General features: G+C 60.8%; 13 protein-coding genes. 9 read left to right on the top strand and 4 right to left on the bottom strand.

Going from position 1 to position 14,609, the window contains the following annotated elements; genetic code table 11:
• Positions 1 to 215: 215 nt before the first annotated feature.
• The 9 genes from AB4O40_RS15245 (at position 216) to AB4O40_RS15285 (ending at position 10,853) form a co-directional block, all read left to right on the top strand.
• Positions 216 to 2,156 carry a putative nucleotidyltransferase substrate binding domain-containing protein gene (locus tag AB4O40_RS15245; protein WP_223541358.1) on the top strand — a complete coding sequence of 647 codons (1,941 nt, stop codon included), beginning with the start codon at positions 216 to 218 and terminating at the stop codon, positions 2,154 to 2,156.
• Positions 2,153 to 2,860 (top strand): 3'-5' exonuclease, encoded by a 708-nt coding sequence (locus tag AB4O40_RS15250; protein WP_223541357.1) that lies wholly within the window; start codon positions 2,153 to 2,155, stop codon positions 2,858 to 2,860. The genes AB4O40_RS15245 and AB4O40_RS15250 overlap by 4 nt, the downstream gene beginning before the upstream one ends.
• Before the next feature lie 154 nt (positions 2,861 to 3,014).
• A complete protein-coding gene (locus AB4O40_RS15255; protein WP_056726596.1) occupies positions 3,015 to 3,533 on the top strand; it encodes an RNA polymerase sigma factor in 519 nt (172 codons plus the stop codon).
• Positions 3,530 to 4,504, top strand: a complete 975-nt coding sequence (locus AB4O40_RS15260; protein ID WP_056726595.1) for a FecR family protein — start codon at positions 3,530 to 3,532, stop codon at positions 4,502 to 4,504. Before AB4O40_RS15255 ends, AB4O40_RS15260 begins: the two co-directional genes overlap by 4 nt.
• Before the next feature lie 201 nt (positions 4,505 to 4,705).
• Complete coding sequence (locus tag AB4O40_RS15265; protein ID WP_056726594.1) at positions 4,706 to 7,150, top strand: TonB-dependent siderophore receptor; 2,445 nt, start codon at positions 4,706 to 4,708, stop codon at positions 7,148 to 7,150.
• Between the two features lie 72 nt (positions 7,151 to 7,222).
• Positions 7,223 to 8,353 carry a PepSY-associated TM helix domain-containing protein gene (locus AB4O40_RS15270; RefSeq protein ID WP_223541356.1) on the top strand — a complete coding sequence of 377 codons (1,131 nt, stop codon included), beginning with the start codon at positions 7,223 to 7,225 and terminating at the stop codon, positions 8,351 to 8,353.
• A complete protein-coding gene (locus tag AB4O40_RS15275; protein WP_223541355.1) occupies positions 8,350 to 8,529 on the top strand; it encodes a hypothetical protein in 180 nt (59 codons plus the stop codon). Before AB4O40_RS15270 ends, AB4O40_RS15275 begins: the two co-directional genes overlap by 4 nt.
• A gap of 282 nt (positions 8,530 to 8,811) precedes the next feature.
• Entirely contained in the window at positions 8,812 to 10,110 is a 1,299-nt protein-coding gene (locus tag AB4O40_RS15280) for an MFS transporter (RefSeq protein WP_223541354.1), read from the top strand.
• A 113-nt stretch (positions 10,111 to 10,223) separates the two neighbouring features.
• Positions 10,224 to 10,853, top strand: a complete 630-nt coding sequence (locus tag AB4O40_RS15285; protein WP_056726591.1) for a glutathione S-transferase family protein — start codon at positions 10,224 to 10,226, stop codon at positions 10,851 to 10,853.
• Here the strand turns inward: AB4O40_RS15285 and AB4O40_RS15290 are convergent.
• From AB4O40_RS15290 to creB, 4 genes are all read right to left on the bottom strand, one after another.
• Positions 10,850 to 11,038: a hypothetical protein gene (locus AB4O40_RS15290; RefSeq protein WP_056726590.1), complete on the bottom strand. Its 189-nt coding sequence runs from the start codon at positions 11,036 to 11,038 to the stop codon at positions 10,850 to 10,852. The genes AB4O40_RS15285 and AB4O40_RS15290 overlap by 4 nt on opposite strands.
• Positions 11,035 to 12,405 (bottom strand): cell envelope integrity protein CreD, encoded by a 1,371-nt coding sequence (creD, locus tag AB4O40_RS15295; protein ID WP_056726589.1) that lies wholly within the window; start codon positions 12,403 to 12,405, stop codon positions 11,035 to 11,037. Before creD ends, AB4O40_RS15290 begins: the two co-directional genes overlap by 4 nt.
• A 95-nt stretch (positions 12,406 to 12,500) precedes the next feature.
• Entirely contained in the window at positions 12,501 to 13,919 is a 1,419-nt protein-coding gene (gene creC, locus AB4O40_RS15300) for a two-component system sensor histidine kinase CreC (RefSeq protein WP_409078134.1), read from the bottom strand.
• Positions 13,919 to 14,599: a two-component system response regulator CreB gene (gene creB, locus AB4O40_RS15305; protein WP_056726587.1), complete on the bottom strand. Its 681-nt coding sequence runs from the start codon at positions 14,597 to 14,599 to the stop codon at positions 13,919 to 13,921. Before creB ends, creC begins: the two co-directional genes overlap by 1 nt.
• Positions 14,600 to 14,609: the final 10 nt, after the last annotated feature.

The following is a 14,609-nucleotide window of genomic DNA, read 5'->3' on the forward strand; positions in this document are numbered from 1 at the left end:
TTAAGAGACATCGCTAAGCTGACCACCAATGTGCACTCCGGCAGATAATTTTCCAATAGGGGAGCAGAGAGGTTTTTCGCACACTTGCGTAGGCTTCTTCCGACATTTCAGGGCGCTAACCGCCTACCTAGACTTACGTCCAATGGGCACCCCGACCGTAGGGGTCGACCATGTCCATGTCACCCGACCACAACAATTCAAAAAAGACTGCGGTAATGGTTATGAGTAAAGCGGACGCCTTCACACAGGCAGGGAAAACCGCGGTGTTGCAGAACATCCAGGGCACGTTGCAATTCCTTCAGCGCTTCCCGCCCTTCAACCAGATGGAACACGCTCACCTGGCGTATCTGGTCGAGCAATGTCAACTGCGTTTTTATGCCCCCGGCGAGAGCATCATCAAACCCGCCGACGGGCCGGTCGAGCACTTCTATATCGTCAAGCAAGGCCGGGTCGTGGGCGAGCGTCCGCATACGGCAAAAGGTGGCACCGAAACGGTCTTCGAGATCACCACCGGCGAGTGTTTCCCCCTCGCGGCGTTGCTGGGTGAACGGGCGACCCGCACCGAGCACCTGGCCGGCGAAGACACCTTCTGCCTGCAACTGAACAAGCCGGCGTTCATCCGCCTGTTTTCGCTATCGGACACTTTCCGCAACTTCGCCCTGCGCTGCGTCAGCAGTCTGCTGGATCAGGTCAACCAACAAGTGCAGCAAAAAGCCGTGGAAACCCTCGGCACCCAATATTCGCTCAATACCCGTCTGGGCGAGTTGGCTATGCGTCACCCGGTGACATGCACCCCGCAGACACCATTGCGCGAAGCCGTGACGTTGATGCACGAACAACAGGTCGGCAGCATCGTGGTGGTCGACGAACACAAGGCGCCACTGGGGATTTTCACCCTGCGCGACCTGCGTCAGACCGTAGCCAACGGCAGCAGTGATTTCAACGAAGCCATCGAAGGGCACATGACCCGGGCGCCGTTCTTCCTGTCGCCGGATCACAGTGCATTCGACGCGGCGATTGCCATGACCGAGCGTCACATCGCCCATGTCTGCCTGGTCAAGGACCAGCGCTTGTGCGGCGTGGTTTCCGAGCGCGACCTGTTTTCCCTGCAACGGGTCGACCTGGTGCACCTGGCGCGCACTATCCGCAATGCCCAGAAAGTGGAAAACCTGGTGGCGCTGCGGGGCGAAATCGGTCAACTGGTCGAGCGCATGCTGGCCCACGGCGCGTCTTCGACGCAGATCACCCACATCATCACCTTGCTCAACGACCACACCGTGTGCCGGGTGATCGAACTGACCCTCGCCGAAAAAGGCGACCCCGGTGTGCCGTTCAGCTGGCTGTGTTTCGGCAGCGAAGGCCGTCGCGAGCAGACCCTGCACACCGATCAGGACAACGGCATTCTGTTCGAAGCCAGCGACGCGGCACAAGCCGCCGAGATTCGCGGCAAGCTGTTGCCCATTGCCCAGCAGATCAACCAGAGCCTGGCGCTGTGCGGCTTCACCTTGTGCAAGGGCAATATCATGGCCAGTAACCCCGAACTGTGCCTGTCCCGCGCCGAATGGGCGCGGCGCTTTGCGGCGTTTATCCGCGAGGCAACCCCGGAAAACCTGCTGGGTTCGAGCATTTATTTCGATTTGCGCGTGGTCTGGGGCAGCGAACAAGGCTGTGAGCAGTTGCGCCGGGGCATTCTCGACCAGGTCGGCGACAACCGCTTGTTCCAGCGCATGATGGCCGAGAATGCGCTGCGCAATCGACCGCCCGTAGGACGTTTCCGCGACTTCGTGCTGGCGCGCAAAAATGGCGAGAAGGCCACCCTGGACCTGAAGACCCAGGGCCTGGCACCCTTTGTCGACGGCGCCCGGTTGCTGGCCCTGGTCCACGGTATCGAAGCGAACAACACGCTGGAGCGCTTTCGCCAGTTGGTCGACAAGGAGGTCATTGATCCCCTGGACGGCGCCGCGTACGAAGAGGCCTATCACTTCATCCAGCAAACCCGCATGCAGCAACACCAACTACAGACCCGGGAGAATTTTCCTTACTCGAATCGGGTCGATCCCGACAGCCTCAATCATCTGGACCGACGCATCCTGCGTGAGTCCCTGCGCCAGGCACAACGCCTGCAAAGCAGCCTGGCCTTGCGGTATCAGTTATGAGCCTGTTTTCGTGGCTGCGCCCGCCGAGCCTCACCCTGCCCGCCCACCTGCAATATCGGCTGGAGCAATTACCGACGGCGGCCGACCTGACTGAGTCCAGCCTGCGCGAACAGCGCTGGGTGGTGCTCGATCTGGAAACCACCGGCTTGAACCTGAACAAGGACCACGTGGTGTCCATCGGCGCGGTGGTGATCGAGGACGGGGCCATCGACTTTCGCCAAATGTTCGAACGCACCCTGCAATATCCGCAAGTGAAACTCGGCCCCAGCGTGCTGATCCATGGCATTGGCCCCAGCGCCATTGCGGCGGGCAGCGAACCGGCAGAAGCACTGCTCGACCTGATGGAGTACATCGGGGACAGTCCGGTACTGGCCTTCCACGCGCCGTTTGACCAGCACATGCTCGGCCGTGCATTGAAAGATCACCTGGGTTTCAAATTGCAGCATCCGTTTCTGGATGTGGCGGATATTGCGCCGCTGCTATGTCCCCAGGCGCACATTCGCGAGGCCGGGCTGGACGACTGGATCGACTGGTTCAAGCTCGAAGTCTTCGAGCGCCACCACGCCAGCGCCGACGCCCTGGCCACCGCCGAACTGATGATGATCCTGTTCAGCCGTGCGCGACAGCAGCAGATTCACAGCCCGTTGAACCTGCAACAGCGCTTGAATCAGTGGAAACGCCGGCAGCAGGCGCCGTCCTTCTGACCCATACGCCATCCCTGTAGGAGCGAGCCTCCTCGCGCCTACAGGGGCCGTCGCAAATGTCCCGCCCGACCAACGCCAATTGCTTACCTCCCTCGCCTCTGCCACAATCGCGAACAATTCTCGTTAGTTAATACTTCCCAATCGGTGATGCGGCGTGTCGTCAGTCCCAAGCCCCCAAAGTGAGCTCGTCGGCGCGTTATATCGCGACCATCGCGGTTGGCTATTGGCCTGGCTTCGACGCAACGTCGCCTGCCCGCAGCGGGCCGAAGACCTGAGCCAGGACACTTTCGTGCGTTTGCTGGGCCGTGAAGAACTGAAGGTACCGCGCGAGCCCCGGGCGTTCCTGGTGGCGATCGCCAAGGGCCTGCTGTTCGATTATTTCCGCCGTGCCGCGCTGGAACAGGCCTACCTCACCGAGCTGATGCTGATTCCCGAAGCCGAACAACCGTCGGTGGAAGAACAGCAAATGATCCTCGAAGACCTGAAAAACATCGACCGCCTGCTCGGCAAGCTTTCCAGCAAGGCCCGGGCGGCGTTCCTCTACAACCGTCTCGACGGCCTCAGCCATGCAGAAATCGCCGAGCGCCTCGGTGTATCGGTGCCGCGGGTGCGCCAGTACCTGGCTCAAGGCATTCGCCAGTGCTACATCGCGCTGTATGGTGAGCCGACATGAATCCGCTCGGTTCCAAACCGGTATCGGCCAACGTGCTGGACGCGGCGATTGCCTGGCAGTTGTCCATGGACTGCGCCAACCCGATAGAACGTGAAGAGTTCGCCAAGTGGCACGCGGCCCACGAAGAGCACGCCCGCGCCTGGCGCCAGTTGGGTATGCTCGACCAGCGTTTCAGCGTGGCCAGCGGCCCGGCCCGCACGGCCTTGCTGCAATCGCGCGAAGGCATCCGCCGGCGAGTGCGCAAGCTTGGCAACGGTTTCGCCAGTATCGTTGCCATGATCGGCCTGGCCCTGTTCGCCGGGGATCGTTACCTGCCGATCGACTATTGGCTGGCCGACCAGCGCACCGCCGTTGGCGAGCAGCGCACCCTGCGTCTGGCTGACGGCACGCTGATCAATCTCAACACCCACAGCGCACTGGATGTGCGTTTCGATGAAAAACAGCGGCGCGTTGTGCTTCAGGAAGGCGAAATCCTGGTCGAAACCGGCCATGGCGATCCCCGGCCGTTCATCGTAGAAACCCGTGAAGGCAGCATGCGTGCGCTGGGAACGCGGTTTCTGGTCAAGCGCGAGGAAGACGGAACGCGCTTGAGCGTATTGCAGTCGGCGGTGGCGGTTCACCCTGAGTCCAATCCTGACGAACAGATTCTGCACGAAGGCCAGCAGGTGCTGATCCGCAACAACGGCCTGGGCCCGATTCTGGCCGTCAACCTCGGCGCGGATGCCTGGGCCCGCGGCATGCTGGTGGTGGACAACACGCGGCTGGAAGATTTGGTGCATGAAATCGGCCGCTATCGAAACGGTTACGTCGGGGTCGCCCCTGAAGTGGCCGACCTGCGCATCACCGGCAGCTTCCCGCTACGCGACACCGACCTGGCACTCAACGCCCTGTTGCCGACCCTGCCGGTGCAGATCGAACAGCACACGCAATGGTGGGTGAAAGTCGTGGCCAAGGCTGATACCAAGCCCTGAAAAGCTTTTTGTCTGATCAACCGTCATCGCGAGCGAGCTTGCTCGCGATGGCGGCGTTCGACTCCCCGCAAAAACCGTTTTGACCCAATACCAGCCGCAACCGACTTCTGAATCGAAATTATTTTCATCCAGCCCTATCACTTTTTTATTTTCGTTCGGCACACAGGCAATTGAGAAATGTTTCCATTCAGGAGCCGCTGTATGCCTCGTTCGCTAGACTCCCTGTTGCGCCGCAGTTTGCTGGCGGTCGCCATTGCCCTTTGTACCCCGTTGGCCAGCAGCCAACTGGTCGCCGCTGAACAGACGTCCAGCGTCCGCGCCTACAACCTGCCGGCCGCGCCACTGGTCAACACTCTGAACCAGATTGCCAGCCAGGCCGGTCTGGCCCTGTCATTGAATCCATCCCTCGCGGCGGGCAAGACCTCGGCGCCGGTCAAAGGCCAGTTCGACGCACCCGACGCCCTGCGCGAAGCCCTGCGTGGCACCGGCCTGCAACTGGAGCAGAGCAGTGCGGGCACCTATACCCTGGTGGCCGTGCCAGAAGGGGTGATGGACCTGCCGGCCACCAGCGTGATCGGCGTGCAAGACACTGAAAGCGCCTGGGGCCCGGTACAGGGCTACCTGGCCAAGCGCACCGCCGCCGGCACCAAGACCGACACCGCGCTGGTCGAGGCGCCGCGTTCGATTTCGGTCGTCACTCGAGAGCAGATGGACGACCGCAACGCGCACACCCTCGACGATGCCGTGCGCTACTTGCCGGGCATCACCTCCAGCAGCTTCGGCAGCGACACCCGCGCCGACTGGTTGCGCGTGCGGGGGTTCGAGCCGACTCAATTCCTCGACGGCCTGCCACTGCCAAAAGGTGTGTACTCCAACCCGAAACAGGAAACCTGGAACCTCGACCGACTGGCGCTGCTGCGCGGCCCGGCTTCCTCGGTGTACGGACAGACCCCGCCGGGCGGCCTGCTGGACATGGTCAGCCGTCGCCCAAGCGCTGAAGCCAGCAGCGAGATCCAGCTGCAATACGGCAGCGACAATCATCGCCAGATCAACTTCGCCAGCACTGGCAAGATCGATGAGGAAGGCCAGTTCCTGTACAGCCTCAGCGGCGTGCTGCGCGACGGCGGCACGCCCATCGACCACATCGATGACAAGCGCTACAACATCGCGCCCAGCCTGACCTGGAACATCGACGAAGACACCAGGTTCACCCTGCTTACGCAGTTCACCCGTGACGATACCGGTATCACCAGTCAGTTCTATCCGATCCAGGGCACCAAGATCGACATGCCGTTCGGCGATATCTCCCACCACAAGAACCTGGGTGACCCGGACTACGACTACTACGACCGCACCTACTACGCGCTGGGTTATGCCTTCGAACACCGCCTGAACGATGTCTGGCAGTTCCGGCAGAACCTGCGCTACACCAAGTCAGAGCTATCGTTCCAGGCCGTGACCGTCAATAGCTACAACCCCGACTTTGCCGATCTCGGGTTTGTCGTTGACGATCAAGGCAACACCGGCCGCGGCACCACCAATGTCGACGAAGACATCGCACAGTTCGCCGTGGACAACAACCTCCAGGGCGACTTCGTCACCGGCGACGTCAGTCACACCTTGCTGATCGGCCTGGATCACCAGCGCAACACCACCAACTACCTCTCGATCTTCGGCACCGCGCCGGGCATCAACGTCAACGACCCGATCTATGGTTTGCCGATAACCCGTCCGCCACGCTCCACGGCGTTCTACGACTACGAACAAAAGACCCAGCAGACCGGCCTGTACATCCAGGACCAGATGGCCCTCGGCCAATGGCGCCTGACCCTCGGCGGTCGTGAAGACTGGGTCCACACCGGAACCACGTTCTTCAACAAGGGCGATGCCACCAACACTGAGCGCGACAAGAACTTCAGCGGCAACGCGGCGATCAGCTACGTGTTCGACTCGGGCTTCGTACCCTACCTGTCCTACGCTGAATCGTTCCAGCCGACCAGCAATGCCGTCGCCTCGCCGACCGAGTCGTTCAAGCCGACCGAGGGCAAGCAATGGGAACTGGGGATCAAGTACCAGCCACCGGGCAGCAACACCCTGCTGACGGCGGCTGTGTATGACCTGACCCAGAAAAACGTTTCCGTCACCAACAACGTGGGCAACGTGACAGTCACCAGCCAGACCGGCGAAGTGAAAGTCAAAGGCCTGGAGCTGGAAGCCGTTTCCGACGTGACCGAAAACCTCAAGGTCACCGCTGCCTACACCCTGGCCAAATCCGAAGTGCAAGAGGGCATCTACAAGGGCAATCGCCTGCAACTGATGCCTAACCAGCAAGCGTCGGTGTGGGGCGACTACACCTGGCACAACGGCGTGCTGGACGGCTTCGGCATCGGTGCCGGTGCGCGCTATACCGGCAATACCTATGGAGACCAGGCCAACACCTGGCTGGGCAAGGCCGACGCCTACACGGTGTTCGACGCAGTGGTTCACTACGACCTCGGTCGCCTGGACAACAGCCTCAAAGGCGCTTCGCTGGCCGTTAACGCGACCAACCTGTTCGACAAGGACTACATCTCGACTTGCGACAGCTACTACTGCTACTACGGCGACCAGCGCAGTGTCGTCGCAAGTGCAACCTACAAGTGGTAACGCTTTGAGCTGACACGCCCAATGACCAGGCCGTCCTTCGTGGGCGGCTTTGGTTTTTCTGAAGGCTTTGAAATGAAAAGTAAAACGATTCGCCGCTGGTCCGCTGTTCATACCTGGACCAGCCTGATTTGTACGGTGTTCCTGTTACTGCTGGCACTGACCGGCCTGCCGTTGATCTTTCACCACGAGATCGACCACTTGCTGGGCGATGCGCCTGAAGTGAAGGAAATGCCGGCGGACACCCCGCACCTGAATTTGCAGCAGCTGGTGGAGACCGCCGAGAAGCATCGCCCCGGTGAAGTCATGCAGTATTTCGGCTTCGAGGACGATGAGCCCAACGCGGTGCTGACCATCATGGCCGCGACGGCGGGCACCGAGCCGAACTCGTCCCACACCTTCATGCTCGACGCCCGTACCGGCGAAGCGCTGGAGACGCCATCGGCCAACGGCGGTTTCATGATGGTCATGCTGCGCCTGCACGTGGACATGTTCGCCGGGCTGCCTGGCAAGTTGTTGCTGGCGTTCATGGGGATTCTGTTCGTGATAGCGATTGTCTCCGGTACGGTGCTGTACCTGCCGTTCATGCGCCGCTTGAAATTCGCCACCGTGCGCCAGGACAAATCCACCCGCCTGCGCTGGCTTGACCTGCATAACCTGATCGGCGTCGTGACCCTGACCTGGGCGCTGGTGGTCGGCGTGACGGGCGTCGTCAGTGCCTGCGCGGACCTGCTGGTTGCCGCATGGCGCAACGACACGCTGACCGCGATGATCGCGCCCTATCGGGATGCACCACCGCTGACACAACTGGCGCCCGCCAACCGTTTGCTCGATATCGCCAGGGAAGCCGCACCGGGCATGCAACCGGACTTCATCGCCTTCCCCGGCACGCGCTTTTCCAGTGAGCATCATTACGCAGTGTTCATGAAGGGCAGCACGCACCTGACCTCGCACCTGCTGACGCCGGTACTGATCGATGCCAGCACCCTGCAAGTCACCGCGGTGGTCGAACGCCCGTGGTACATGGACGTCATGGGCATGTCACAACCGCTGCACTTCGGTGACTACGGCGGCATGCCGATGCAGATACTCTGGGCGACCCTCGATGTGCTGACCATCATCGTGCTCGGCAGCGGGGTCTACCTGTGGGTGGTTCGGCGCAAGGTCGCCAGGCCGGTGCTGGAAAAAGCGGAGAGCGTGGCATGAAACCCCGGCAGTCGAACTTCTGGAAAGTGTTTACCATTCCGACCGTCATCGCGGTGCTCAGCGCGGCAGGGTTGTTTGCCGCGTTGCTCGGGGATGGTGTTTGGGATTCGTTGAGCTGGGTGGGTTTGGGTATCCCTGCTGTGCTAGCCCTGCGTGGCCTCCTGCAACGCCGCTGATCCCTGTGGGAGCGAGCTTGCTCGCGATGGGGCCATGTCAGTCGCCATTGTCGTATCTGACACACCGCCATCGCGAGCAAGCTCGCTCCCACAGGTTCTGCGAAAACCTAAAACCCTGACAGTCATACGACAACACTTCCCCCATCCGTCGCCTCCCCCTGCAAATCCTCTGACATATCTGTTGACAGTTTTACCCTTGCGCTCCTATAAAGACGCACGTTGTACGACAACCTACAACAGATGCAGCACCAAAAATAAATCCAAAAAAATGATGGTGAAGTGATGAAAGTCAAAGGCATCCGCTGGTGGATGGTCGGTCTGGTGACGGCCGGCCTGATGGTCAACTACCTGGCTCGCAATACCCTGTCAGTGGCCGCTCCGACCCTGATGAGCGAAATGAACATCTCCACCGAGCAGTACTCGCACATCGTCGTCGCATGGCAGGTGTGCTATGCGCTGATGCAACCGGTGGCGGGCTACATCATCGATGCCATCGGCACCAAAATGGGCTTCGCGATTTTCGCCTTCGCCTGGTCGATTGCCTGCGCACTGGCGGCCCTGGCGACCGGCTGGCAGGGCCTGGCCTTTGTCCGCGGCCTGCTTGGCCTGACCGAAGCGGCGGGGTTGCCGGCGGCGGTCAAGACTTCCACTGAATGGTTCCCGGCCAAAGAACGCTCGGTGGCCATTGGCTGGTTCAACATTGGCTCGTCGATTGGTGCCGTGCTGGCGCCGCCGCTGGTGGTCTGGGCGATCCTGCACAGCGGCTGGGAACTGGCGTTCCTGATCGTGGGCGGCCTGGGCGTGGCCTGGACCTTCCTGTGGATGGTTCTCTACAAGCACCCACGGGACCAGAAGCGCCTGAGCGACGAAGAGCGCGACTACATCCTCAGCGGTCAGGAAGCACACTTCAAAGACCCGGCGACGAAAAAAGGCAGCTGGAAAAAGATCATCGGCAACCGCAACTTCTACGCCATCGCCAGCGCGCGCATGCTCTCCGAGCCAGCCTGGCAGACCTTCAACGCATGGATTCCGCTGTACCTGATGACCGAGCGGCACATGAACATCAAAGAGATCGCAATGTTCGCCTGGCTGCCGTTCCTCGCCGCCGACCTCGGCTGCGTGCTCGGCGGTTACCTGAGCCCGTTCTTCCACAAGTACTGCAACGTGTCGTTGTTCACCTCGCGCAAAATGGTCCTGCTGTTCGGCGCCTCGTGCATGATCGGCCCTGCGTGCATTGGCCTGGTGGCCAGCCCGTACACAGCCATCGCGTTGTTGTGCATCGGCGGCTTCGCGCACCAGACCCTGTCCGGTGCGCTGTATGCGATCACCTCCGACTCCTTCGGCAAAAACGAAGTGGCCACCGCCACCGGCATGGGCGGCATGTTCGGCTACCTGGGCGCAGCTGCGTTCACCCTGGTGTTTGGCGTGATGGTGACCAGGATCGGCTACAGCCCGCTGTTCGTGGTACTGGCGATTTTCGACATCGTTGCCGCGTTCATCGTCTGGACCGTTGCCCGTGAGATCAAGCCGAAAATAGTTTCGGGGCCTGCCGCTGATCAAACGCTGCAACCTGCGAGCTAAAACACAAAACCTGTAGGAGCGAGCCTGCTCGCTCCTACAAAGGTGTTTGCCATCTTGAGCTATCCCCCCAACACGCTATGCTGCCCGACACTGCCACCGATCGAGACACAGCCATGTCCGCCCCGAGCATGACCCTGTACCACAACCCGCTCTCTCCCTTCGTTCGCAAAGTCATGGTGCTGCTCCACGAAACCGGCCAGCAGAACCGCGTGGCGTTGCAATCCAGCGTACTCACACCGGTCAACCCGGACCTGACCCTGATCGAAGACAACCCCCTGAGCAAAATCCCGGCCCTGCGCCTGGCCGACGGCAACATCATCCACGACAGCCGGGTCATCCTCGACTACCTCGACCACCAGCACGTCGGCAACCCGCTGATCCCCCGTGAAGGTTCAGCCCGTTGGCGTCGTCTTACCCTCGCCTCACTGGCCGACGGGGTCATGGACGCGGCCGTGCTGGTGCGCTACGAAACCGCCCTGCGCGCCCCGGAAAAACACTGGGACGAATGGCTCGACGGCCAGCGCGACAAAATCCGTCGCGCCCTGGCATTGCTGGAAAAGGACGCGATTGCCGAGCTGACCTGCCACTTCGACGTGGCCGCGATCAGCGTGGCCTGTGCACTGGGTTACCTGGACCTGCGCCATCCGGATCTGGACTGGCGCACAGTGAATCCTCAACTTGCAGCGTGGTATTTCGAGGTGAGCCAGCGGCCTTCGATGATTGCGACGATACCGAAGGTTTAGATCTTCGCTGACTGCGTCGCCCCCTTCGCGAGCAGGCTCGCTCCCACCTTTGACTGCGGTCCCATGTGGGAGCGAGCCTGCTCGCGAAAATACCAACGCGGTTCATCCGGCAACCACTGCAAAATCCGCGTCGCCAGCACCTCGCTCCAGCGCTGGTCCTCGCGCAGCCCCACCGACCGGCTCATTGCACCGCTCCAATATCGAAGTCCAATGGTTTTGGCGTTTTTTGCCCAACCCCATACCAGTCCAGCTTGCGGGTCAGCACCATGAACACACCCAACAAACCAAACAGCAGCAACGAGCCCATCAATAGCGCGTAGTCCTCTGCACTCAATAACCCGTAGAGCAGTCCATACAACGCCGCCAATCCCGCGGAAAAGCTCAGCCCGTGTCGCACGCTGCGCAACACGTGGCAAACGTAGAACCCGATCAACAACACACAACCGCTGGCTGACAACAGGTACGCCAGGGCAAAGCCGATGTGCTCGGACAACGACAGCAACAACAGGTAGAAGAATGCCAGCGCCACACCTACCAGTGCATATTGCACCGGGTGTACCGCAAGGCTTTTCAGCACTTCGAACAGGAAGAACCCGGCGAAAGTCAGGACGATGAACAACAACGCATATTTGATCGCCCGATCGCTTTTCAGGTACTGGTCCACCGGGTCGATAAAGCTCACGCCGAAGCTGCGGCCGCTAAAGGCTGTGCAGTCACCGCCGGTGACGCAACTGTTCAAGGCCTCCTGCAAATTGGTAGAGAAGAATGACGCCTGCCAGTTGGCGGAGAATCCCTGATCGGTGACTTTACGCTGGGCCGGCAGATAGTTGCCGATGAAGCTTGGGTGAGGCCAGTCGGCGCTCAGCGAGACTGTGCTGGTTTTACCCACCGGTAAAACCTGTAACACACCCGTGCCTTGCAGGCGCAGGTCAAAACCGAAATCCAGCTCCGTGGCCTTCTCTGTGTTGAGCGTCGGTAGCGCCACATGCACGCCCTCCCCCAGCCATCCGACCTGACTTCCGGGAATGAAGTCCAGACTCTGGCCGTCGAGTTCGAGTTTCAAGGCATTTTCGATACCACGGATGTCGCTGATGCCAATGGCGAGAAACGGCTGGTCGAACCGGTAATCGGCAAAGTCTTCCTTGATACCGAGCTGCGCCGGCAGCGAAAAATGCCCACTGATGCGATTGTCGGCATGAAACAGCCGCGCCTGGTAAATCCCCCGGGAGCGCAACTCAGTCTGCACCTGGCCGTCGAGTTCGAAGCGTTCCGGCAGGAAATACAGTCGACCGCGCTCTTCGCCGATCTCCTGATAACGCTCGTTGGTTTTTTCACGGGTCTTCCAGGTACGCACCACCTTGCGATACGGCACCACCATCAGCGGCCCGCTCAATTGCTGGCTGTAACTGGAACTGCGGGCAATGTCTTCGAGCACACCGTCACGCAGTTGCTGGCGGTCCTGAATCACGCCGTTGATCATCAGCAGTGGAACCAGCAACAACAGAATCAGCAGGGCAATTGCCCCGAGTTTTAGGGTCAGGCTACGGTTCATGGGACTCTCCCTGTTTTGGATGGGGAAAGTCTGGGTTGGCTGTGTGAGGAATGAATGGAGGGAGTGTGGAGACTTTGTGGAGACTGGACCCGGCCCTATGGCAGGTGCACTGTCACTTGCACACCGCCATCGACATTGCCGATGCTCAGGGTGCCGCCATGCAGCTTGACCACCTCCTCGACAAAATTGAGCCCGAGCCCGGTACTTTTGCGCCCACTGTCGGGACGCGGCAACGAGTAGAAACGCTCGCTCAAACGCGGCAGCGCGTAGTCGGGAATAGGCTCTGCCTGATTGAAAAGCTTGAACTCGACCTGCTCGCCTGCCCGTTCGGCGGTAAATCGCAGCACGCCTTCAACAGGGGTGAAATCCAGCGCGTTGTCCAGCAGATTGCCCAACGCCTGACGCAGCAGAAATGGCTCGCCGATTAGCACCAGGTCCGATGGAATCGTTTGCTCTACGCGCAACTGTTTACCTTCGATCTGCGCAGATTGCGCGTTCAGCAGGCCATCCACCAATGCCGCCAATGGCACCGCCACCCGCTCCTCCAACCCTTGGCGCTGCTCGACCTGTGCCAGGTTCAAAAGCCGCTCGATCAACTGCTGCATGCGCGCACTTTCGCTGTCGATGTTGCCGACGAACCGTTGCCGCTGTCCCGGAGGCATCTCGCCCTGCAACAGCTCCGCCGCACCACGAATCGCCGCCAGCGGACTCTTCAGCTCATGGGTCAATGTGTGCACGTAACGCTCGACGTAGGCCTTGCCTTCAAGCTGCGTGCGCATCTGCTCCACCGCCGTGGCCAACTGCTCGAGTTCACCGCCGCGATAGTGCGGCACTTCAACCCGCCGGCCTTTACTGACGCCTTGGGCGTAGGCCGTCAATCTTCGCAGGGCACGGCTCAGCCACCAGGACAACAATGCGCCGAACAGCAGACCGAGGCCGATCAGCCCGGCTCCATACGCCAGCAACCGGCGTTCGGTGCGATCCACATAAGGCTGCAACGAGCTGTTGGGCTTGGCCACGGTGACCACGCCGATGATCTGGCCGTTGTCGCGAATCGGCGCGCCGACGTGCATCACCGAAGACCCCGGATCGTTCGGGTCATTGCGCGTGGAGCGAGCGCCGTATTCGCCGCGCAGGGTCAGGTAGACGTCATTCCAGCGCGAGTAATCCTGCCCCACCGCCACCCCGCTGGAGTCCAGCACGACGATACCTTTGGCATCTGTGACGTAGATGCGGTGATTGACCTGATTCTTTGGCAAACCCCAGATTTTCGCTCCGGGCTGTCGTTCACCATAGGCCTTGAGCAGTTCCGGCCAGCGGTTCTGATTGAGGCTGCCGGCCTTGAAATCGTCGCGCAGGATCTCGGCCATCAGGTTGGCAGTATCGACCAGGGTTTCTTCGGTGGACTGGCGAACGCCGGGGCGGATCTCTTGCATGACCGTGTTGAGCACAAAGTAGCCAGTCAAGCCGATGAACAGTGCATAGACCAGGAAAATCCGGATTCCCAACGGCATCAGCTTTGTCCCGGGTTGTAGCTATAGCCGAGGCCGCGGTGGGTCTGGATCGGCTCGGCGTCAGCCTTCACCAGTCGCAACTTGGCGCGCACGCTCTTGATGTGGCTGTCGATGCTGCGCTCGTAACCGGCGTCGGCGGCCACGCCCAGGGCATCGAGCAACTGTTCGCGACTGAAGACGCGCCCGGGCTGCTCCAGCAGGCATTGCAACAGACGGAATTCATGGCGGGTCAGAGTCAGCGGTTGACCGCGATAACTGATTTGCACACGCTCGCTATCGATGCGAAACAGCGGCGTCGACGGTTCGCTCACTGTGCGGGGCGCCATGCGCTTGAGAATCGCCCGGACCCGCGCCGCTACTTCCCGAGGGCTGAACGGTTTGACCACATAATCGTCGGCGCCGATTTCCAGGCCCACGACGCGATCGATCTCGCCATCCCGGGCACTGAGAAACATCACCGGCACTTCGCTGAAGCGCCGCAGTTGCTTGCAGGTTTCGAAGCCGCTGATGTCCGGCAGGCCGATATCGAGAATTATCAGATCCGCCGGAGTCTGGCGCTGGTGCTCCAGCGCCGCCGCGCCGAGGCTAAGCCATGTAGTGGTGAAGCCCTCGCCTTGCAGGGCGAAAACCAGGGTGTCGGCAATGGCCGCTTCGTCTTCGACAATCAGGATATGAGGCATGGCGTCCGAG

Source organism: Pseudomonas sp. S2_F07, assembly GCF_054668325.1.